13 protein-coding genes are annotated in these 22,061 nt (G+C 70.0%); 8 read left to right on the top strand and 5 right to left on the bottom strand.

Annotation, left to right across the window (positions count from 1 at the left end; translation table 11 throughout):
• On the bottom strand, window positions 1-1,572 hold the full coding sequence (locus ACZ5NW_RS00860) for an MFS transporter (protein ID WP_468741532.1): 1,572 nt from the start codon (window positions 1,570-1,572) through the stop codon (window positions 1-3).
• A gap of 273 nt (window positions 1,573-1,845) precedes the next feature.
• Window positions 1,846-3,375 (bottom strand): helix-turn-helix domain-containing protein, encoded by a 1,530-nt coding sequence (locus ACZ5NW_RS00865; RefSeq protein WP_468741533.1) that lies wholly within the window; start codon window positions 3,373-3,375, stop codon window positions 1,846-1,848.
• Between the two features lie 212 nt (window positions 3,376-3,587).
• Between ACZ5NW_RS00865 and ACZ5NW_RS00870 the strand changes: the two genes are divergently transcribed.
• From ACZ5NW_RS00870 to ACZ5NW_RS00880, 3 genes are all read left to right on the top strand, one after another.
• Window positions 3,588-4,337, top strand: coding sequence for a hypothetical protein (locus ACZ5NW_RS00870; RefSeq protein ID WP_468741534.1), 750 nt, complete (start codon window positions 3,588-3,590; stop codon window positions 4,335-4,337).
• A gap of 209 nt (window positions 4,338-4,546) precedes the next feature.
• On the top strand, window positions 4,547-7,264 hold the full coding sequence (gene acnA, locus ACZ5NW_RS00875; RefSeq protein ID WP_468741535.1) for an aconitate hydratase AcnA: 2,718 nt from the start codon (window positions 4,547-4,549) through the stop codon (window positions 7,262-7,264).
• A gap of 238 nt (window positions 7,265-7,502) precedes the next feature.
• Window positions 7,503-8,579 (top strand): lytic polysaccharide monooxygenase, encoded by a 1,077-nt coding sequence (locus ACZ5NW_RS00880; RefSeq protein ID WP_468741536.1) that lies wholly within the window; start codon window positions 7,503-7,505, stop codon window positions 8,577-8,579.
• A 272-nt stretch (window positions 8,580-8,851) separates the two neighbouring features.
• On the opposite strand, the gene ACZ5NW_RS00885 is transcribed toward ACZ5NW_RS00880, so the two are convergent.
• Window positions 8,852-9,850 carry an acetylxylan esterase gene (locus ACZ5NW_RS00885; RefSeq protein WP_468741537.1) on the bottom strand — a complete coding sequence of 333 codons (999 nt, stop codon included), beginning with the start codon at window positions 9,848-9,850 and terminating at the stop codon, window positions 8,852-8,854.
• Between the two features lie 248 nt (window positions 9,851-10,098).
• Here ACZ5NW_RS00885 and ACZ5NW_RS00890 point away from each other — a divergent pair, with 248 nt between their 5' ends.
• From ACZ5NW_RS00890 to ACZ5NW_RS00910, 5 genes are all read left to right on the top strand, one after another.
• Window positions 10,099-11,091: an ABC transporter permease gene (locus ACZ5NW_RS00890; RefSeq protein WP_468741538.1), complete on the top strand. Its 993-nt coding sequence runs from the start codon at window positions 10,099-10,101 to the stop codon at window positions 11,089-11,091.
• A gap of 17 nt (window positions 11,092-11,108) precedes the next feature.
• Window positions 11,109-11,981: a carbohydrate ABC transporter permease gene (locus tag ACZ5NW_RS00895; protein WP_468742950.1), complete on the top strand. Its 873-nt coding sequence runs from the start codon at window positions 11,109-11,111 to the stop codon at window positions 11,979-11,981.
• A 68-nt stretch (window positions 11,982-12,049) separates the two neighbouring features.
• Complete coding sequence (locus ACZ5NW_RS00900) at window positions 12,050-13,717, top strand: ABC transporter substrate-binding protein (protein WP_468741539.1); 1,668 nt, start codon at window positions 12,050-12,052, stop codon at window positions 13,715-13,717.
• Window positions 13,714-15,231, top strand: coding sequence for a GH39 family glycosyl hydrolase (locus ACZ5NW_RS00905; RefSeq protein WP_468741540.1), 1,518 nt, complete (start codon window positions 13,714-13,716; stop codon window positions 15,229-15,231). The genes ACZ5NW_RS00900 and ACZ5NW_RS00905 overlap by 4 nt, the downstream gene beginning before the upstream one ends.
• Before the next feature lie 36 nt (window positions 15,232-15,267).
• Entirely contained in the window at window positions 15,268-15,948 is a 681-nt protein-coding gene (locus ACZ5NW_RS00910) for a hypothetical protein (RefSeq protein ID WP_468741541.1), read from the top strand.
• A 13-nt stretch (window positions 15,949-15,961) separates the two neighbouring features.
• Here the strand turns inward: ACZ5NW_RS00910 and ACZ5NW_RS00915 are convergent, their stop codons facing one another.
• Entirely contained in the window at window positions 15,962-17,953 is a 1,992-nt protein-coding gene (locus ACZ5NW_RS00915; protein ID WP_468741542.1) for an alpha-glucuronidase, read from the bottom strand.
• Window positions 17,954-18,063: 110 nt separating this feature from the next.
• Window positions 18,064-21,870: a GH92 family glycosyl hydrolase gene (locus ACZ5NW_RS00920; protein ID WP_468741543.1), complete on the bottom strand. Its 3,807-nt coding sequence runs from the start codon at window positions 21,868-21,870 to the stop codon at window positions 18,064-18,066.
• Window positions 21,871-22,061 lie beyond the last annotated feature (191 nt).

The raw sequence follows: 22,061 nt of genomic DNA on the forward strand, positions 1-22,061 counted from the left end.
TCAGTGCGCGGTCGTCACCTCCGCCGCGGGCCGCTCGGCATCCGGCGCGGGTTCGCCGGGGAAGTCGCGCCGGCGCATCAGGGCGAAGCCGAGCAGACCTCCCACGACGGCGACGACGCCGCCGACGCGCATGACGAGGTCGAGGCCCGCGACGAAGGCGTCGTTGGCAGCGCCGGCCACGAACGCGCGCCGGTCGGGCGGGACCGCGCCCGCCACCTCGGTCAGCCGGCCCGCGGCGACCGCCTCCGCGAGCTGGTCCGCGACCCGGTCCGGGAACCGCCCGGAAGCGGTGACCGTCGCCGAGAAGTCGCTGCTCATCCGGGCGTGGGCGACCGAGCCGAGGGCGGCCACGCCCAGGGCGACACCGCCCTGCTGGAAGGTCTCGCTCATACCGGAGGCCATGCCCGCCCGGGACACCGGCACCAGGGCGACGGCGGCGGCCGCCCGGACGGGGTTGAACACGCCCATCCCGAAGCCGGCCAGCAGCATGCCGGGGAGCAGATCGGTCCACGGGGAGTGGGCGGTGACGCCGTCGGCGGCCAGCATGCCGAGCCCCAGCGCGACACAGCCGACGCCGACGAGCAGCCGGGCCGGGACCCGGTCCGCCACGGTGCCCGACACGGCGGCGGCGACGAACACCGCCAGGGTCAGGGGGAGATAGCGCACCCCCGTGTCGTACGCGGAGAACCCGAGGACGTACTGCATGTACAGGACCTGGAACAGGATGGCCGTCATCAGCGCGGCGTTGGCCGCCACGGTCGCGATGGCCAGCCCGTTGAAGGAACGGATCCGGAACAGACCGAGGTCGAGCATCGGATCGGTCCGCCGGCGTTCGATCAGCACGAAGACCGGCAGCAGCACCCCGGCGCCGGCGAACAGCCCGAGGATGAGCGGATCGGTCCACCCCCGCGCCTCGCCCCGGATGAGCGCGAAGACGAGCATGGTCAGCGCGAGGGAGAACACCGCGAGGCCGGGCCAGTCGATGCGCCGGCGCTCGGGGTCCCGCGACTCGGCGACCCGGGTGAGCATGACGACGGTGACCAGGACGCCGATCGGCACGTTCAGCAGGAAGATCCACCGCCAGCTGATCGCGGTGAGCGCCCCGCCGAGGAGCGGTCCCACGGCCACGGCGAGGCCCGTGACGCCGCCGGAGATGCCGAAGGCGACGGCGCGCTGCCGGCCGTGGAAGTCGTTCGCGATCAGCGCCGGGGCGACGGCGTACATCACCGCTCCGCCGATCCCCTCCACGCCGCGCGCGAGATTCAGGGTCAGCGGGTCGCCGGCCAGGCCGCACAACAGCGACGCGACCGTGAAGACGGCGAGGCCGACGACGAAGACGCGGCGCCGGCCGAGCCGGTCGGCGAGGGTGCCGGCGGCGAGCAGGAAGACGGCGAGGGTGAGGGCGTAGGCGTCGATGACCCACTGAAGGTCGAAGAAGCTGGAGTCCAGCGACCGCTGGATGTCCGGCAGTGCCACGTTCACGACGGTGACGTCGAGCAGCAGCATGAAGGTGGCGACGGAAACAGCGCCGAGCATCCACCACTTGCCGGGACGTACGCGGGACTTCGGCATCTCAGGTACTCCCGTGGGGGAACGAGGTGACGAGACATGGCGCGACGGAGCCAGGTTGACACCTCGACCTTAGGAAGACGACCAGCAGCAGCTGCCCAAGTCGGATGCAAGAGAGTGTTAAGACGTGTTTCTTTGGTTTCTCTTGGTGTTCGGGATGTGCCCGACCCGGCCCGGGCCGTCCGCAATGCCCGGCCCGGACCGTCCGCAATGCCCGGACCGGGCCGGTCGCAACGGCCGGTCCGGGCCGGGTGGGCGTGAACGGGGGCCGGGGGCTCAGATGTCCCGGAAGATCTCGATCTGCGCGCCGATCGTGTTCAGGCGTTCGGCCAGGTCCTCGTAACCGCGGTTGATGACGTACACGTTGCGCAGCACCGAGGTGCCCTCCGCCGCCATCATCGCCAGCAGGACGACCACCGCGGGGCGCAGGGCCGGCGGGCACATCATCTCGGCGGCGCGCCAGCGGGTCGGGCCCTCCACCAGCACCCGGTGCGGGTCGAGGAGCTGGAGGCGTCCGCCGAGGCGGTTGAGGTCGGTCAGATAGATCGCCCGGTTGTCGTAGACCCAGTCGTGGATGAGGGTCTTGCCCTGGGCGACGGCCGCGATCGCCGCGAAGAACGGCACGTTGTCGATGTTCAGGCCCGGGAACGGCATGGGGTGGATCTTGTCGATCGGCGCCTCCAGCTTGGAGGGCCGGACGGTGAGGTCCACCAGGCGCGTACGGCCGTTGTCCGCGAAGTACTCCGGGGTGCGGTCGTGGTCGAGGCCCATCTCCTCCAGCACCGCGAGCTCGATCTCCAGGAACTCGATCGGCACGCGCCGCACCGTCAGCTCCGACTCGGTGACGACGGCGGCGGCCAGCAGGCTCATCGCCTCGACCGGGTCCTCGGAGGGGGAGTAGTCCACGTCGACGTCGATCTCCGGCACGCCGTGCACGGTCAGCGTGGTGGTGCCGATGCCCTCGACGGCGACGCCCAGCGCCTCCAGGAAGAAACACAGGTCCTGGACCATGTAGTTGGAGGAGGCGTTGCGGATGACGGTCACCCCGTCGTGCCGGGCGGCGGCCAGCAGCGCGTTCTCCGTCACGGTGTCGCCGCGCTCGGTCAGCACGATCGGCCGGTCCGGGCGCACCGAGCGGTCCACGAGGGCGTGGTACTGCCCCTCCGTCGCCGCGATGTCGAGGCCGAAGCGGCGCAGCGCGATCATGTGCGGCTCGATGGTCCGGGTGCCGAGGTCGCAGCCGCCGGCGTAGGGCAGCTTGAAGTGGTCCATGCGGTGCAGCAGCGGGCCGAAGAACATGATGATGGAGCGGGTGCGCACGGCGGCCTCGGCGTCGATCGCCGCCATGTCCAGCCGGGCCGGCGGCACGATCTCCAGGTCCACGCCGTCGTTGATCCAACGGGTGCGTACGCCGATGGAGTTGAGCACTTCCAGCAGGCGGTAGACCTCCTCGATGCGCGCGACCCGGCGCAGCACCGTACGGCCCTTGTTGAGCAGGGAGGCGCACAGCAGGGCCACGCACGCGTTCTTGCTCGTCTTGACATCGATGGCACCGGACAGCCGACGGCCGCCGACCACGCGCAGATGCATCGGGCCGGCGTAGCCCAGCGAGACGATCTCACTGTCCAGGGCTTCACCGATTCGGGCGATCATCTCAAGGCTGATGTTCTGGTTGCCGCGCTCGATGCGATTGACGGCGCTCTGACTGGTGCCGAGCGCTTCGGCCAGCTGCGTCTGTGTCCAGCCCCGGTGCTGCCGGGCGTCACGGATGAGCTTGCCGATGCGTACGAGGTAGTCGTCTGCCATGAGGTTGAGGTTATCTCAGATATGAGATGGCGCCTGACGGGGGGTCCGTTCGGGTGATACCCGTGAGCCTCCGTCAGGGCCACTGGGAACAACGGGTACCCCGCAATCGGCAACGTAGTGCCAAATCATCCGATATCCGGATCGGGCATGCCGTGCGGCATGGAACCCCGGCCCGTGCGTGTCCCTCTCACCTCCCGAAAGGGGGAACGCACATGAGGATCCAGATGCGGCGTGCCGTCATCGCCGCCGCACTCGTCTGCTCCTGCTGGTTGACCGCGTGCGGTACGGAGCGCGTGGACGACTCGGCGGGCGGCTCATCGGACATCTCGTCGGCCGGGCCGGGCAAGTCGTGCGACGTCGTGGGAGAACCGGACACGACGGACGAGGGAGGGGAACTCCCGGACACGACGTCGGACGACACCGGTCAGGAGTTGCCGGACGCCACGTCGGACGATGCCCAGGAACTCCCGGACACGACGTCGGACGACGCCGGGAAGGAACTGCCGGACACCACATCGGACGATGCCCAGGAGCTGCCGGACACCACATCGGACGACGCCGGCAAGGAGCTCCCGGACACCACATCGGACGACGCCGGCAAGGAGCTCCCGGACACCACGACCGACGATCAGGGCTCGCCCGTGGAGGACACCACCGAGGACGGTGGTCTCGGGGAGGGCCGTTGGTTCTCGATGACCCGGGAATTCCTCGCGTATCTCAAGACCGGCGCCCCGAAGGCGGACGCAGCCCTCGCCGCCCATGTCGAGAGTGTCAGCGTCTGTACCACCGGCGGCGCCGGGTACACCCTGTCCCGGATGCATGTCGACTACGGCGTGGAGGAGGACAAGGCCCTGGAGCGGGCCGCCGGGGTCTTCGCCCACTGGCGGCAGTCCACGTACGGCGACCACGGCCATGTGGACGTCCTCGCTCCCGCGAAGATGACCGCCGAAAAGGACTGGTAGCCCCGTGTGACCACCGCCGAGCCGGGTCGGGCATGACCATCCCGCCCCCATGTACTAGAGTTATCTCGACATCGAGATATCTGCCGAGGCGTACCGCAGCCGCCACCCTAGTGAGGGTTACCTAACTTAGCCTTACCTTAGCGGATCGGCCAAGACGTCGTGGCGGCAGGATTGCGGTGGGAACGCGCACATCAATGAAGGAGACTGTCGTGTCGGCGAACAGCTTCGACGCCCGCAGCACGCTGCAGGTGGGCGACGAGTCGTACGAGATCTTCCGGCTGGACAAGGTGGAAGGCTCGGCTCGCCTTCCGTACAGCCTCAAGGTTCTGCTGGAGAACCTGCTCCGCACCGAGGACGGCGCGAACATCACCGCCGACCACATCCGTGCCCTCGGCAGCTGGGACTCCCAGGCCCAGCCGTCGCAGGAGATCCAGTTCACGCCCGCCCGCGTGATCATGCAGGACTTCACCGGCGTGCCCTGTGTCGTGGACCTCGCCACCATGCGCGAGGCCGTCAAGGAGCTCGGCGGCGACCCGGCGAAGATCAACCCGCTCGCCCCGGCCGAGCTGGTCATCGACCACTCCGTCATCGCCGACAAGTTCGGCACCAACGAGGCGTTCGCGCAGAACGTCGAGCTGGAGTACGGCCGCAACAAGGAGCGCTACCAGTTCCTGCGCTGGGGCCAGACCGCCTTCGACGAGTTCAAGGTCGTCCCGCCGGGCACCGGCATCGTCCACCAGGTGAACATCGAGCACCTGGCCCGTACGGTCATGGTCCGCAACGGCCAGGCCTACCCGGACACCCTCGTCGGCACCGACTCGCACACCACCATGGTCAACGGCCTCGGTGTGCTGGGCTGGGGCGTCGGCGGCATCGAGGCCGAGGCCGCGATGCTCGGCCAGCCGGTCTCGATGCTCATCCCGCGCGTCGTCGGCTTCAAGCTGACCGGTGAGCTCACCCCGGGCACCACCGCCACCGACCTGGTGCTGACCATCACCGAGATGCTGCGCAAGCACGGCGTCGTCGGCAAGTTCGTCGAGTTCTACGGTGAGGGCGTCGCCGCGACCTCCCTCGCGAACCGCGCCACCATCGGCAACATGTCCCCGGAGTTCGGCTCCACCGCCGCGATCTTCCCGATCGACGCCGAGACCCTGAACTACCTCAAGCTCACCGGCCGCTCCGAGCAGCAGGTCGCGCTCGTCGAGGCGTACGCCAAGGAGCAGGGCCTCTGGCTGGACCCGAAGGCCGAGCCGGACTTCTCCGAGAAGCTCGAACTGGACCTGTCCACGGTCGTCCCGTCCATCGCCGGCCCGAAGCGCCCGCAGGACCGCATCGTCCTCGCGAACGCCGCCGAGCAGTTCAAGACCGACGTACGCAACTACGTCGACATCGTGGACGAGGCGGGCCAGGAGTCCTTCCCGGCCTCCGACGCCCCGGCCGTCGCCCCGAACGGCGCCCCGTCCAACCCGGTCACCGTGACCGCCCCCGACGGCTCGACGTACGAGATCGACCACGGTGCGGTGACGGTCGCCGCCATCACCTCCTGCACCAACACCTCCAACCCGTACGTCATGGTCGCCGCCGCGCTGGTGGCCAAGAAGGCGGTCGAGAAGGGCCTGACCCGCAAGCCGTGGGTCAAGACCACCCTCGCCCCGGGCTCCAAGGTCGTCACCGACTACTTCGACAAGGCGGGCCTGACGCCGTACCTCGACAAGGTCGGCTTCAACCTCGTCGGCTACGGCTGCACCACCTGCATCGGCAACTCCGGCCCGCTGCCGGAGGAGGTCTCCAAGGCCGTCAACGACCACGACCTCGCGGTCACCTCGGTCCTCTCCGGCAACCGCAACTTCGAGGGCCGGATCAACCCCGACGTCAAGATGAACTACCTGGCGTCCCCGCCGCTGGTCGTCGCGTACGCCATCGCGGGCTCCATGAAGGTCGACATCACGCGTGACGCCCTGGGCACCGACCAGGACGGCAACCCGGTCTACCTCAAGGACATCTGGCCCTCCGAGGCCGAGGTCAACGACGTCGTGGCCAACGCCATCGGCGAGGACATGTTCAACAAGTCCTACCAGGACGTCTTCGCGGGCGACGCCCAGTGGCAGGCCCTGCCGATCCCGACCGGCAACACCTTCGAGTGGGACCCCGAGTCGACGTACGTCCGCAAGCCCCCGTACTTCGAGGGCATGACGATGGAGACCACCCCGGTCTCCGACATCACGGGCGCCCGTGTCCTCGCCAAGCTGGGCGACTCGGTCACCACCGACCACATCTCCCCGGCCGGTGCGATCAAGGCCGACACCCCGGCCGGCAAGTACCTCACCGAGCACGGTGTCGAGCGTCGTGACTTCAACAGCTACGGCTCGCGCCGCGGCAACCACGAGGTCATGATCCGCGGTACGTTCGCCAACATCCGCCTGCGCAACCAGATCGCGCCGGGGACGGAGGGCGGTTACACCCGCGACTTCACCCAGGCCGACGGCCCGGTGTCGTTCATCTACGACGCCTCGCAGAACTACCAGGCCGCCGGCATCCCGCTGGTCGTCCTGGCCGGCAAGGAGTACGGCTCCGGCTCGTCCCGCGACTGGGCCGCCAAGGGCACCGCGCTCCTCGGCGTCAAGGCCGTCATCGCCGAGTCGTACGAGCGCATCCACCGCTCGAACCTCATCGGCATGGGCGTCCTGCCGCTCCAGTTCCCGGAGGGCGCCTCGGCCGAGTCCCTCGGTCTGACCGGCGAGGAGACCTTCTCCATCGCGGGCGTCACCGAGCTCAACGAGGGCCGCACGCCGCGCACGGTCAAGGTCACCACCGACACGGGCGTCGAGTTCGACGCGGTCGTCCGCATCGACACCCCCGGTGAGGCCGACTACTACCGCAACGGCGGCATCATGCAGTACGTGCTGCGCAGCCTGATCCGCAAGTAAGCGGCTCAGCAGGGCACGTGAGGGCCGCATCCCCGGGAAACCGGGGGTGCGGCCCCGCCGTTTACCCCTCCCTCAGGACGCGCTCCCCGTTTACACCCGCCCCCATTCGCGCTACCTTCCGCCACGGGAGGTGGGAGCGCTCCCATCGGACCGGAACCCGCCCGGAGCGCTTCCGCCTCCTGTACGCGCACACCCCCCACCCGCACGGTCCGTACACGAAGGGACGGACTCATCTGTCATGATCCTGACAAAAATGATCTCGGCGTCCACCTCGGCCTTACGTGCCAGGGCCCTCCTCCTCGTCCTCGTCTCCCTGCTCGCCACCGTTCCCGCCCTCGGCCTGGTCGTCACGGCCGGCGGCAAGGCGGAGGCCCACGGCACCCCGATGAAACCCGGCAGCCGCACGTTCCTGTGCTGGCAGGACGGCCTCACCGACACCGGCGAGATCAAGCCGGTCAACCCGGCCTGCCGCAACGCCCAGCAGGTCAGCGGCACCACGCCGTTCTACAACTGGTTCTCCGTGCTGCGCTCGGACGGCGCCGGCCGCACCCGTGGCTTCGTCCCGGACGGCCAGCTGTGCAGCGGCGGAAACCCCAACTTCACCGGCTTCAACGCCCCCCGCAACGACTGGCCGCTCACCCATCTCACCTCGGGTGCCACCGTCGACTTCTCCTACAACGCCTGGGCCGCGCACCCGGGTTGGTTCTACGTCTACGTCACCAAGGACGGCTTCGACCCGACCAAGACCCTCACCTGGGACGACATCGAGGCCCAGCCCTTCCTCTCCGCCGACCACCCGCCGCTGCACGGCACCCCGGGCACCGTCGAGGCCAACTACTCCTGGACCGGGAAGCTTCCGGCCAACAAGTCGGGCCGCCACATCATCTACATGGTCTGGCAGCGCTCGGACAGCGCGGAGACCTTCTACTCCTGCTCCGACGTCGTCTTCGACGGCGGCCACGGCGAGGTGACGGGTATTCACGAGCCCGGCAATCCCACCGACCCGGTCCCCGGCACCTGCTCCGCCACCCGGAGGACGACGGGGACGTGGAGCGGCGGCTACCAGTCCGAGGTGACCGTCACCAACACCGGTGACGTCCCGATGCTCGGCTGGATGGTCGACTGGAACCTGCCCGCGGGGCAGTCGGTGGCCAGCCTCTGGAACGGCAATCCCACCTACAACGGCCAGGCGGTGATGGTCCACAACGCCGACTGGAACGGCTCGTTGAGTCCGGGTCAGAGTGCGACCTTCGGCTATGTCGTCTCCGGCTCCGGCGGCGACAGCGCCACGACCCTGCCCTGTCGGGTCGGCTGACCGGATCGCTCGGGGCGGACCCGGTGGAGTGAGCCGATGGTCCACCGGGTCCGCGAGCCCGGCCGACCCCCACGGGGGAGAGGGGCCGACCGGGAGGAGCCCCGGCCGGACGGTGCCACGGACGGGGGGAGGGGAGGTCGGGTCGTAGATGTGGTCTACACCTGACTGTACCGCCTCAACGGACAACGATGTCAAATCAGTTGGGGTGGCGGGCACGTCGGTGAGATGAACGAGCGGGGGACGCCCCCCGTTACCCCGCCAGGGGCAGCCCCTCAACCTCGCGCCTGCTCCAACACATCGGCCATCCACAGCAGTTGGAGCCGCACCTGTGCCCCCTCGCCCCCCTCGTGACCGTTGAAGGCATAGGCGTGGATCTCCCGGCGCGGATCCTTCCCCGTGAGCTCGCCATAGCGGTTGTACGCCGCGTACGCCCCGCTCGGCGGGCACACCGTGTCGCGCAGGCCGGTGCCGAAGTGGGCCGGGGCGTGGGCGCGGCGGGCGAAGGAGATGCCCTCCAGATAGGACAGGGTGCGATAGGCGGCGTGCTCGGCACCCCGGTGCACGGCGAGGTACGCGGCGATCTCGCCGTAGGGGCCGGCGTCGGTGAGGTCCAGGGCCCGGCGGATGCCGCACAGCAGTGGCGCGGTGACGACCGCCGCCGCGAGGTCCGGCACCAACCCGGCGACGGCCAGCGCGAGTCCGCCGCCCTGGCTGTTTCCCACGACCGCCGTACGGGTCGGGTCGACCCCGGGGAGCGAACGGACCGCCGTCACCGCGCGCACCGCGTCGGTGATCAGCCGCCGGTAGTGATGGTCGCGGGGGTCGAGCAGCCCGCGCACGGCGGGGCCGGGGCCGCCGGGGGCGCCGGCGTGCGGGTCGGGGGTGGCGCCGCCGTCGCCGTACTGGTCGCCCTGGCCGCGGTTGTCCATCAGCAGATGCGCGTAGCCGGCGTTCACCCAGGTCAGCCGGTCGTGGGGGAAGCCCCGGCCGCGCCCGTAGCCCGCGTACTCGACCACCGCCGGGAGTGGATCAGACGCGTCGGCGGGCAGGCTGAACCAGGCCCGGACCGGGTCCCCGGCGAAGCCCCGGAAGGTGACGTCCCAGGTCCGGGTGAGCCGCAGCCCGGTCTTCACCGGTCGCACGTCGGCCAGCGGATCGTGCCGGGACGCCTCGTCGAGGGTCTGCTGCCAGAACGCGTCGAAGTCGGCGGGCTCCCCGGGATCCGGGCGGTGGAGTTCCAGCTCCGGCAGCGGCAGGTCGAACGCGGGCACGGCGGCACCTCGCAGGGGTCGTGGGCGGGCGATCGTTGCGTACACGGCACAGAAATTTGCGGACGGGCCGGCTGTCAACTCCCGCGTTCTACCCCGGCCGTCAGGGAAAGCAACGTCCCGCCCGCCCCCGGGATCCACCCCCGCACCACCCATTGACAGCGCTTTCCGGGTGCCCGTAAGTTGCCGCGAAGTTACCGGTAAGAGCTCGAAAGTTTCGGTTCCGCATCTCCGCCCCAGGAGGACCGAGCATGAGCACGTCCACCACACCGGCCCCACCCCCCGGCACCCAGGACCCGCCGCCGACGCGGGCCCGCACCCGCCCCGCCCGGCCCCCGGGCCGCCCCGGCTGGCGGCGGGCGCTGCGTCGCGACTGGCAGCTGTACTCCCTGGCCGTGCTGCCGCTGGTGTTCTTCCTGCTGTTCCGCTATCTGCCGATGATCGGAAACGTCATCGCCTTCCGCCGCTTCGAGCCGGGCGGTTCGATCTTCGGCGAGCAATGGGTGGGCCTGCGCTACGTCCGCATGTTCCTGTCCGACCCCACGTTCTGGCAGGTCTTCCGCAACACCCTGTGGCTGGGCGCGCTGACCCTGGTCTTCTGTTTCCCGGTCCCGCTCGTCCTGGCGCTGCTGCTCAACGAGGTGCGCCGCACGGCACTGAAGCGCTTTGTGCAATCGGTGTCGTATCTGCCGCACTTCCTGTCGATCGTCATCGTCGCCGGCATCACGATGCAGATGCTCGCCACCGACGGACCGGTCAACCACGCCCTGGGCTGGTTCGGCCACGACCCGATCCGCTTCATCCAGGAACCCGGGTGGTTCCGCACGATCTACGTCGGCTCGGAGATCTGGCAGACCGCAGGCTGGGGCACGATCCTCTATCTGGCCGCGCTCACCACCATCGACGACGACCTCTACGAGGCCGCCCGCATCGACGGCGCGAACCGCTGGCAGCAGACCTGGCACGTCACCCTGCCCGGCATCCGGCCCACCATGATCACCCTGCTGATCCTCAACATCGGCACCTTCATGGCGGTCGGCTTCGAGAAGATCCTGCTGCTCTACAACCCGCTGACGTATCAGACCTCCGACGTGGTCTCCACCTACCTCTACCGCGCCGGCGTCGAGTCCAACAGCTTCAGCTACGCCGCCGCGATCGGCCTCTTCGAGGCGATCATCGGCCTCGTCCTGATCACCTCCGCGAACCAGCTGTCGCGCCGCACGGTGGGGACGAGCCTGTGGTGAGCCCCGTACGGCCCTCCGTGCACCGCCCCTCGCGCGGCTACCGCGTCTTCCAGGGCGTCAACGGAGTGATCCTCACCCTCGTCGTCGTGGTGACCCTCTACCCCTTCGCCAATATCGTCGCCCGCTCCTTCAGCGGCGAGCGCCAGATCCGGGCCGGGGAGGTCACGCTGTGGCCCAAGGGGTTCGACCTCACCACCTACCGGATCGTGTTCTCCGACAGCACCTTCTGGCGCGGCTACGGAAACACCGTGTTCTACACGGTGGTGGCGACCGCCGTCGCCATGGTCCTCACCACCTGCTATGCCTACGTCCTGTCGAAGAAACACCTCAGGGGCCGGGGTCTCCTCGTCGGGGTCGCCGTGTTCACCATGTTCTTCTCCGGCGGCCTCATCCCCAACTATGTGCTGGTCACCAGCCTCGGACTGAAGAACTCCGTGTGGGCGATCGCCCTGCCCAACGCCATCAGCGTCTTCAACCTGCTGGTGATGAAGGCGTTCTTCGAGAGCCTGCCCACCGAACTGGAGGAGGCCGCCGCCATCGACGGCCTCAGCACGTACGGCATCCTGCTCAGGGTCGTGCTGCCGCTGTCCAAGGCGGTCATCGCGACGATGGTGCTCTTCTACTCGGTGTCCTTCTGGAACTCCTGGTTCCAGGCCTATCTGTACATGGACCGGAACGACCTCATGCCGGTCACCGTCTATCTGCGCAACCTCATCGCCGGTGCCACCGGAGCCACCAACGCGGGCGCCAGCACCGAGCAGGGCAGCCAGGTCGCCGCCAACATCCAGGCGGTCACGATCGTCCTCACCTCGCTGCCGATCCTCAGCGTGTACCCGTTCGTCCAGCGCTACTTCGTGTCGGGCGTGATGCTCGGCGCGGTCAAGGGATAGGGCTGGGGCTCTCTTGCGGCCAACCCCCCTTTCATCAGCCGTACCCCCACGGGAACAAAGGAGTGTCCGTGAAGAACTCCCTTGAGAACAGCGGACAGTTGTCGCGGCGTCAGATTCTGGCCGCCGCCGGATTCATCGGCCTCGCCGGCCTCACCGGCTGCGGCAGCGGTGACGACGGGGGCGACGGCAAGGACCTGTCGAAGAAGCAGAACGGCGCGATGAAGGACTACCGGGCCGGACAGCAGTTCAAGGCGACCAAGCCGCTGTCCTTCTCCCTCCTGCACAACGACAACCCGAGCTACCCGATGAAGAACAGCTGGCTGTTCTGGAAGGAACTCACCCGCCGCACCGGCGTCACCCTGAAACCGATCTCCGTCCCCTTGAGCGACTACGAGAAGAAGCGCAGCCTCCTCATCGGCGCCGGCGACGCCCCCTTCCTCATCCCCAAGACCTACCACCCCTCCGAGGTCGCCTTCGTCTCCTCCGGCGCCATCCTCCCCGTCAGCCGGTACATCCATCTGATGCCCAACTTCCGGGACAAGGTGAAGAAGTGGCGGCTGGAGCCCGAACTCGACTCCATCCGCCAGTCCGACGGCAACTACTACCTGCTGCCCGGACTGCACGAGAAGGCCAAGTCCGGCTACTCGCTCGCCCTGCGCACCGACGTCCTCGACCGGCTCGGCCTGAGTCTGCCCACCACCTGGGACGAGGTGTACGACGTCTTCAAGGCGATCAAGACCGAGTACCCCGACCGCTACCCGTTCTCCGACCGCTGGAGCACCAACACCACCTTCCCCGCCGGCGCGTTGCTCGGCTACCTCGGCCAGGCCTACGGCGTCCGCGCCGGATGGTCGTACGACAACGTCAGCTGGGACGCGCAGAAGGGCGAGTTCGTCTTCACCGGCGCCCAGGAAGGCTTCCGCCAGGTCATCGAATATCTGCGGAAGCTGGTCGCCGAGAAGCTCATGGACCCGGAGAGTTTCACCCAGACCGACGACGACGCGGTCAAGAAACTCCTCGCCGAGAAGTCCTTCGCGATCAGCGCCAACCCGCAGGAGCTCGTGCAGAACTACCGCTACAACCTGGGCAAGCAGGTCAAGGGCGCCACCATCGAGATGGTGCCGGTGCCCATCGGCCCGGCGGGCCCCGTCCTGCTCGGCGGCGGCCGCCTGGAGAACGGTGTCATGATCTCCAGCAAGGCCCTCAAGAGCGACGACTTCGTCGCCATGATGCAGTTCGTCGACTGGCTGTGGTACTCCGACGAGGGCCAGCGCTTCGCCAAGTGGGGCGTCCAGGGCAAGACCTACACCTACACCGGCGGCCACTACCGGCCGGCCGAGGGCATCAGCCTGATGGGCTCCGACCCCGACGCCCCCAAGGACCTGCAGAAGGACTTCGGCTTCTTCAACGGCGTGTTCACCTACGGCGGCAGCTGGGAGCTGGTCTCCTCGTCCTTCGGCCCCGACGAGAAGAAGTTCCAGGACGCCATGGCCCAGCGCCGGCAGCTGCCCGTCGACCCGGCCCACCCCCTGCAGTCCGTCGAGCAGGAACAGGCCACTCTCTGGGACACCCCGCTCAAGGACCACGTCACCCAGAACACCCTCCAATTCGCCCTCGGCAAGCGGCCGTTGTCCGAATGGGACGACTACGTCTCCGAGTTGAAGGCCAAGAACATGGACCAGTTGCTCTCCCTGCACAACAAGGCCCACGAGCGCTACAAGAAGGAGAACGGGTGATCCGCGTCCCCGACACCGCCCTCGGCCGCCTCCCCGACGCCTGGCGCTTCTGCGTCGGCACCGGCCGCGCCGACCTCGCCCTGCGCCGCGACTACCAGGACTCCCTCGCCCGGCTCCAGCAGGACATCGGCTTCCGTCACATCCGGGGCCACGGCCTGCTCAGCGACGGCATGGGCGTCCACCGGCCCTACACCTGGCAGGGCACCCGGCACGTCCACCACTCCTTCACCTACGTCGACCAGATCATCGACGCCTACCTCGCCCTCGGCATCCGTCCCTTCCTCGAACTCGGCTTCATGCCACCCGAGTTGGCCTCGGGGGACCGGACCGTCTTCTGGTGGCGCGGCAACGTCACCCCGCCCCGCGACCACCGGGAGTGGGCCGACCTGGTCCGCGCCACCCTCGTCCACCTCGTCGACCGCTACGGCCTCGACGAGGTGCGCACCTGGCCCATCGAGGTCTGGAACGAGCCTAACCTGCCCGACTTCTGGCAGGACGCGGACGAGAAGGCCTACCACCGGCTCTACGAGATCACCGCGCACACCGTCAAGGAGGTGGACGCCGCCCTCCAGGTCGGCGGCCCCGCGATCTCACCCGGCGCCGACCCCTGGCTCGTCCGGTTCGCCGAGTTCACCGCCGAACACGAGGTCCCCGTCGACTTCGTCTCCCGTCACGCCTACACCTCCGGGCCCGCTCAGCACGTGCCCTTCGGCTCCCACCAGACACTCGCCCCCGCCGGCGACCTGCTCACCCAGTTCGCCACCCCGCGCGAACAGCTCAAGAACACGCGCTACGCCGAACTGCCCGTCCACATCACCGAGTTCAACTCCTCCTACTGCCCCGACAACCCGATCCACGACACCGCCTTCCACGCCGCCTACCTGGCGCCCGTGCTCGCCGCCGGCGGCGAGCACGCCGACTCCTTCTCCTACTGGACCTTCAGCGACGTGTTCGAGGAGGCGGGCGTCCCCACCGCCCTCTTCCACGGCGGCTTCGGCCTCCTCACCCACCGGCAGGTCAGAAAACCGACGTACCACCTGTACGCGTTCATGGCCCGCATGGGCGCCGACCTGCTGGCCCGCGGCGACGACCACCTGGTGACCCGCCACCCCGACGGCCGGGTCACCGTCCTCGCCTGGGCCCCCGTCGACCCGACCGGCCGCACTCCCGGCCCCGACCGCCACGACCTGCGCCTGTCCGTGCCCGTCGCCCCACGAGGCGAAGCCTTCGTGCGCCGCTCCACCGTCGACGAGGAGCACGGAAACGCCTACACCGCCTGGCGCCGCATGGGCAGCCCGCGCTCCCCGAAACCCGGCATGCTGGACATCCTGCACGAGGCCGCCGAGCCCGCACGCGGCCACAGCCGACTGCCCCTCACGGACGGCCGCGCCGACCTGCGCCTGACCCTCGCCCGCCACGAGATCACCCTCGTCGAACTGACCCCCCTGGTCGACGAGACCCCGCCCTGGTGGGACGAACACCGGCTCCTCGCCCGCGACGAGGAGACCTCATGACCGGGGAGGAGACCTGATGAGGGGGGAGGCAACCGCATGAGCAGCGCCGTCACCGACTTCGGGACGGGCTCCCTGTCCCGGGCCGCCGCCCTCGTCCACACCCTCCTCACCACCCAGCTCCTGGTCCTCACCACCACCTCACCCGGCCTGGCCGTGCTGCTCCTCCTCGGCCCCGACCCGGCCAACCTGCCCCTCGCCGCCCTCTGCCTGCTCCCGCTCGGCCCGGCCGCCTCCGCCGCCGTCTACGCCCTGCACCACCGCGGCCGCGACCTCACCGACCTCCACCCGGCCCGCGTCTACGCCCGCGGCCTGCGCCTCAACGCCCTGCCCGCCCTGAAGCTCTGGGCGCCCCTGCTGGCCTGGCTGACACTCATCGCGTTCACCCTCACCCACTTCGCCGCCACCGGACTGCCCGGCTGGTGGGCCGCGCTCCTCGCCCTCATCGGCGTCACCGCGCTGCTCTGGGCCGCCCACGCCCTGATCCTCACCTCCCTCTTCGCCTTCCGCGCCCGCGACACCGCCCGTCTCGCCGGCCACTTCCTGCTCCACCGGCCCCGCGTCACCCTCGGCGTCCTCTCCCTGCTCGTCCTGACCGGCGGCCTCACCGCCGCCCTCACCGCGGCCGCCCCCGCCCTGCTCACCACCCCCCTCCTGCTCTCCCTGCTGCACACCAGCCGCCCGGTGATCACCGAGACCCGGGAGGACTTCACCGCATGACCGCCTGGTGCCGTCAGTAGATCCGGCGGCCCCGCGCGTCCGGCACCCCCGACTTCCTCAGGAAGTAGCTGTTGACCTGGTCCCGCCACTCCCGCGCCGACCGCAGCTGCTCCTCGAACCGCTCCGCCACGCGCGCGTGCCGCGCGGGATCCACCAGCCCCGCGAGGCCCGACCACACCCGGCGGGCCTCCTCGGCCTCCGCCACGCCCTCGAAGCGCGTGTCGTAGATGTGCTGGATCACCGTCTTCCCGCTGTGCAGCACATGCCCGTACGGGACGTGGTGGAAGAACAGCAGCAGTTCGTCGGGGCAGGTGTCGGGCGACTCGTACACCTCGGACCACGGCTTGGCGTACTGCGCCGCGTAACCGGTTCCCGTGGCCGCGCTGCGGTCGACGCCGACGCCGTCCCGGTCGGCGAAGTGATAGGTCCCCCAGGGGCTGTACTCGTAGCCGTCGACGCTCGGCCCGTAGTGGTGTCCCGGCTGCATCATGAAGCCGACACCCAGGGGCGCGGTGTACTTCTCGTACGTCCGCCACGAGCCGGACAGCACCGCCCGCAGCCCGTCGGCCAGCCGCTCGGGCGCGCCCGGGAAGGACAGCCCGATCCACTCGTCCAGGATCCGCCCCGGGTCGGCGCCGGGCTGCCAGGCCAGCCGCCCGAAGGTGTAGAGGTTCGCCTGCGCGAGCGGATGCCCGGTCCAGAAGGGATCGTCACCGGCGTTCGACACCGCGACGAAGGCATCGGCCGCGCCCCCGATGTCCCCGGCGGACGCCCCCTCCGGCCGGAACCGCAGCACCTCGCTCCACATCGGCCCCAGCCAGCACACATGCCGTTGCTGCCCGGTGTACTCCTGCGTGGCCTGGAACTCCACCGCGACCCTGGTGCGCGGCAGCGCGGCCAGCACCGGTGACACCGGCTCACGCACCTGGAAGTCCATCGGCCCGTGCTTCACCTGGAGGACGGCGTTGTCCGCGAACTCCCCGTCCAGCGGGGCGAAATGGTCGTACGCGGCACGCGCCCGGTCCGTCGAGCGGTCCCGCCAGTCCTGCCGGTGGTCGTAGACGAACGCCCGCCACAGGACCGTACCGCCGTACGGGGCGAGCGCGGCGGCCAGCAGGTTCGCCCCGTCCGCGTGCGTGCGTCCGTACGCGAACGGCCCCGGCTGCCCCTCCGAGTCGGCCTTGACGACGAAGCCGCCGAAGTCCGGGATCACGTCGTACACGCGGCGGACCGCGTCGGCCCACCACCGCCGGACGTCCTCGTCGAGCGGATCGGCGGTGTCGAGTCCGCCGAGCAGAAGCGGCGAGGCGAAGGACACGGACAGCAGCGTACGGATCCCGTACGGCCGCAACGCGCCCGCGATGTCGGCGACGTCACCGATCCGCTCGGTCAGCAGCCGGGCCTCGGCCGCGTGCACGTTGACGTTGTTGACGGCGACCGCGTTGACCCCGCACGCGGCGAGCAGCCGCCCGTACCATCCGACCCGCTCCAGTTCCCCCCGAGCCCGCCCGTCCCGCCAGAACAGTGAGCCGCCCGCGTATCCGCGCTCCACCTGGCCCATGACCGGATGCACGGCCACGTTGTCCCAGTGGTCCAGCATCCGCAGCGCGACGGCCGGCCGATGCGTCTGCGTCGCCCAAGTCCCCCGGAACGCCCCTTCACCGAGCCGCACGACGTGGAACAGGCCGTACAGCAGCCCGCGTCGACCACCCGCCGAGACGGTCGTCGTACCCCCCGAACGCGCGAACGCGAACCCCTCGTCACCGAGGTGGTCCGCGTCCGTCGTCTCCAGCACCAGGTCGTACGAGGCGCCGGGCTCCCCCTCGCCCCGCACCACCTGCCCGCCGAACCGCTCGCAGGCGTCGGCGACTTCACCGTGCACGGTGTCCGTCAACGGCCCCGAGCCACGGATCAGCGTCCGCCGGCCGCCCAACGGCCGGAAGGCCTCGGCCGGCAGCCAGGCGGGATCGACTCCCTCGGGCAGGACGGGCACGGCGAACGGCATGGTCCCTCCAGACGGGGCGTCGTCGTCCACGGACTTGTCGACTCACGGCGAGGCCATTCTGGGTCACGGGTGACGCGCGGGACAGACGGTGTCGCCCGCCGGACATCGGATCAGGACAACAACTCCACCTCCGCCAGGGTGGATTGGCGATCCAGGACCAGGCGGTACCGCGCGTACGTGCCCGGCCGCGCGACGGTGAAGGGGCGGGTCTGGCGGTCCCACGAGAAGGACTCCCCGGCGCGCCGGTCCAGATCGGTCCAGGTGCGGCCGTCCGCCGAGCCCTGCAGCACCCAGCCCGTGGGGGCGTCGGCGCGGCCGGCCGAGGTCAGCGTGTACTGGACGGCCCGGGTGGCCGCGGTGACCGGGAGGGCCGTGGTGGTCACCCGGGAGGAGGTGGCGGAGGTGTTGTCGGACAGGGCTCCCTCGCCCCGCAGCCGGTCGGTGCGCGGGTTCGGCACCTTCTCGTCCTGGGTGATCGACACCGGTGCCGCGTTCTTTCCGGTGCCCCAGGCGGACGGCCGCGGGCCCATCGCGAACTCCAGCGTCGCCCCCTTCGCCAGCAGCGCGTGCGGCAGGGAGGTCGATGTCCAGGGCCTGCCGTCGACCTTCAGACCCTGCACGTAGACGTTCCGTGCGCTGTTGTTCGGCGCCTTGATCACCAGGTCGCGGCCGTTGTCCAGATGGACGGTCGCCTTGGTGAACAGCGGTGAGCCGACGGCGTAGTCGCCGCTGCCCGTCACCAGCGGGTAGAAGCCGAGGGCGGAGAACAGGTACCAGGCCGACTGCTCGCCGTTGTCCTCGTCGCCGTGGTAGCCCTGGCCGATCGCGCTGCCGACGTAGAGCCGGGACAGCACCTCGCGGACCTTCGCCTGCGCCTTCCAGGGCTGCCCCGCCGCGTCGTACAGGTAGATCGTGTGGTGCGCGACCTGGTTGGAGTGCCCGTACATGCCCATCCGGACGTCCCGCGCCTCCGTCATCTCGTGGATGACCCCGCCGTAGGATCCGGCGAACTCGGGGGAGGCGGTTTCGGGCGTCGCGAAGAAGGCGTCGAGTTTCCGCGCGAGGCCGGCCCGGCCGCCGTAGAGGTTCGCGAGGCCGCGGCTGTCCTGCGGGGCGGTGAAGGCGTAGCCCCAGCCGTTCGTCTCCGTGTAGTCGTACCCCCACACCCGAGGGTCGTAGGAGGACGACGGCACCCGCCATCCGCCCTTCTCGTCGCGGCCCTGGAAGAAGCCGGCCCGCGGGTCGAAGAGACGGACGTACCCCCGCGCGCGGTCGAGGAAGTACGCCGACTCCTCCGCATAGCGTTTCTCGCCCGTTCTCCGGTACAGGGCCTGACCCATCCGGGCGATCCCGTAGTCGTTGAGGTATCCCTCCAGCGCCCACGACAGGCCCTCGTGCGTCGCCGTGCTCGTGTAGCCGAGGAAGGGTGAGGTGGCCATGCCCTTGCGCCCCACGCCGGAGGACGGCGGCACGACCGTCGCGTTCTTCAGCGCCGCCTCGTACGCCGCCTTCGCGTCGAAGGAGACGCCCTTGACGTAGGCGTCGGCGAAGGCGACGTCCGACGAGGTGCCGGTCATCAGATCCGCGTACCCCGGGGACGACCAGCGCGAGGTCCAGCCGCCGTCCTTGTACTGCTGCACGAACCCGTCCGTCAGCACGCCCGCCTGACTCGGCGTCAGCAGGCTGTAGGCGGGCCAGGTGGTCCGATAGGTGTCCCAGAAGCCGTTGTTGACGTACACCCTGCCCTCGACGATGTTCGCGCCGGTGTGCGTCGGGGTGTCCGGACCCGTCGCGGGCGAGAAGGGCGACGCGTACCGGAACGCCGAACCGACCTTCTCGAAGCCGGAGTTGGGATACAGATACAGCCGGTAGAGGCTGGAGTAGAGGGTCGTCAGCTGGTCCGTGCTCGCGCCCTCGACCTCCACCTTCCCCAGCAGCCGGTCCCACTGCCGCCGGGCCTCGGACCGCACCGTGTCGAAGTCCGTGCCCTCCGGGATCTCCTGCCGCAGGTTCTCCCGCGCCTGGTCCACGCCGATCAGCGAGGTCGCCAGCCGCAGCGTCACCGTCCGGTCGGGTCCCGCGTCGAACCGCAGATAGCCCTTGACGCCGTCGACCGCCCCGTCGGTCACCGGCGCGTCGAACTCGCCGTATACGAAGAGCCGGGTCGCGCCCGTCGACAGCCCGGACTTGACGTCGGAGTATCCGGTCACGACGCCGGCCGTGGTGTCGAGGGTCAGGCCGGCCTGATCGGTGACATTGTCGAAGATCACGCTGGCGTCGTCGCCCGGGTAGGTGAAGCGCAGGGCCGCCGCGTGATCCGTCGGCGCCAGCTCCGCCCGCAGCCCGTTCTCGAACCGCACCCCGTAGACGTACGGCCGCGCGACCTCGTCGGCGTGCCGGAAGGCCAGCGCTCGCGCCGTGCGGCCGGTGTCCGGGACGCCCGGCGCGGCGGACGGCATCACCTGGAACGTCTGCCGGTCGCCCATCCACGGGCTCGGCTCATGACTCGCGCCGAACGCCTGGATCTCCGGCAGGTTCCGCTCGTCGTTCCCCCGCGCGTAGTCGTACAGCCAGCTCAGCGAGGACGCGTTCGTCACCGGGGTCCAGAAGTTGAACCCGTGCGGCACGGCCGTCGCCGGAAACGTGTTTCCACGGGAGAAACCGCCGCTGGACAGCGTTCCGCGCGTGGTCAGGGCGTAGTCCGCCTTGTGGGCCCGGACCGGCTCGGGCACCGCCGGGCGCAGCGCGATGTCGTCCACCCAGCCGCGGAACCGCGCCGGTCCGGCGGGGGAGTCGTAGGCGAGCAGGATCCGGTCCACGGTCTTTCCCGCCGCGACCCGACCGATCGACGCGACCACGTCGTTCCACTGGTTGACGTACAGCACCTTCGCCGCGCCCTGCCCGCGCGGAGTGAGCGGGAAACCCTGCGCGTCGGTCGCGCCGAGGTCGCTGAGATGGGTGCCGTCCGTGAAGGCCAGGTCCACGGCGACATGTGTGGCGGCGTAGTCGCGCTCACCGTCCGCCATGGCCGGGAAGATCCGGTACGACAGCCGGGTCCGCGCCCCCACCCGGACGTCGACGTCGAACACCTTGTTGTACGAGTAGGCCCGCCCGGTGGCGGTGTGACGCCCGCTGTAGCGCAGGGCCTTCAGGCCGGTGAAGCCGGCCCGCGCCTTCGCGGTGGGGGAGCCGCTGGGGCCGTGGTCGACGACCGTCAGCATGTCGGGCGGCACCGGACCGCTCCCGCCGCCGGTGCCGAACCGCACATCGGCGAGCTGGAGGAGGTCGGCGCCGTGATTCCTCGTGATGTCGATCCGGAAGTGCCGGTAGGCGGCCGGCCCGTCCACGGCGTATGTCCGGGTCTGGAACCGTTCGCCGAAGGTTTCCCCGGTGCGGGTGTCGAGGGCGGTCCAGTCGGAGCCGTCCGCCGAGCCGCTCAGCGTCCAGTCCGCCGGATCGCGTTCGGCGGCGTCGTTGGCGGAGGTCAGCGCGTAGGAGGCCAGGGCGACCGGCTCGTCCAGGTCGAACTCCAGCCGCCCGGTGGGCGCGAAGGTCAGCCACTTGGTGCCGGCCTCGCCGTCGAGCAGGTTCTCCTTCACCTCGCCGCCGCCCGTGTTCTCCGCGCTCGCCCGGATCTCCGTGACGCGGTCGGTGACATCGCCGGGGAGCCCGCCGCCGTAACCGCCGTCGACACCCGAGGACCGCTTTCCCCCGCCGGGGCCCGTGTCGACCGTGCTCACCCAGTCCGGGGCGGGCTCACCGGCCTCGAAGGAGGAGGCGAACGCCCGGGCGGGTAACGGCGCGGGCGGCGGCGGGGCGACCGCGACCGCCGTCCCCGGCGCGCCGACGGACATCAGGAGGGCGGCCGTGACGACGACCGCCCGAAAACCATGGAACCGTCCACCGCGTCGCTGCATGCGCGAGCACTCTCCCTGCACTGGCTGGACAACGTTGTCTGGCTCGGGGTGCGGGAAACAGTAGGGGGCCAAGTGAGGAGGGTTGTCAAGGACGTTGAGTGGGCAATGTGCTGCCCATGACGCGAATTCCTCCGGCCCCGCCCCCGCGCCCCGCCCGTATTTCCAGCAGGTCTCAACTCGGAAAAGACCAG

It is taken from the genome of Streptomyces sp. NPDC032126 (assembly GCF_055580085.1).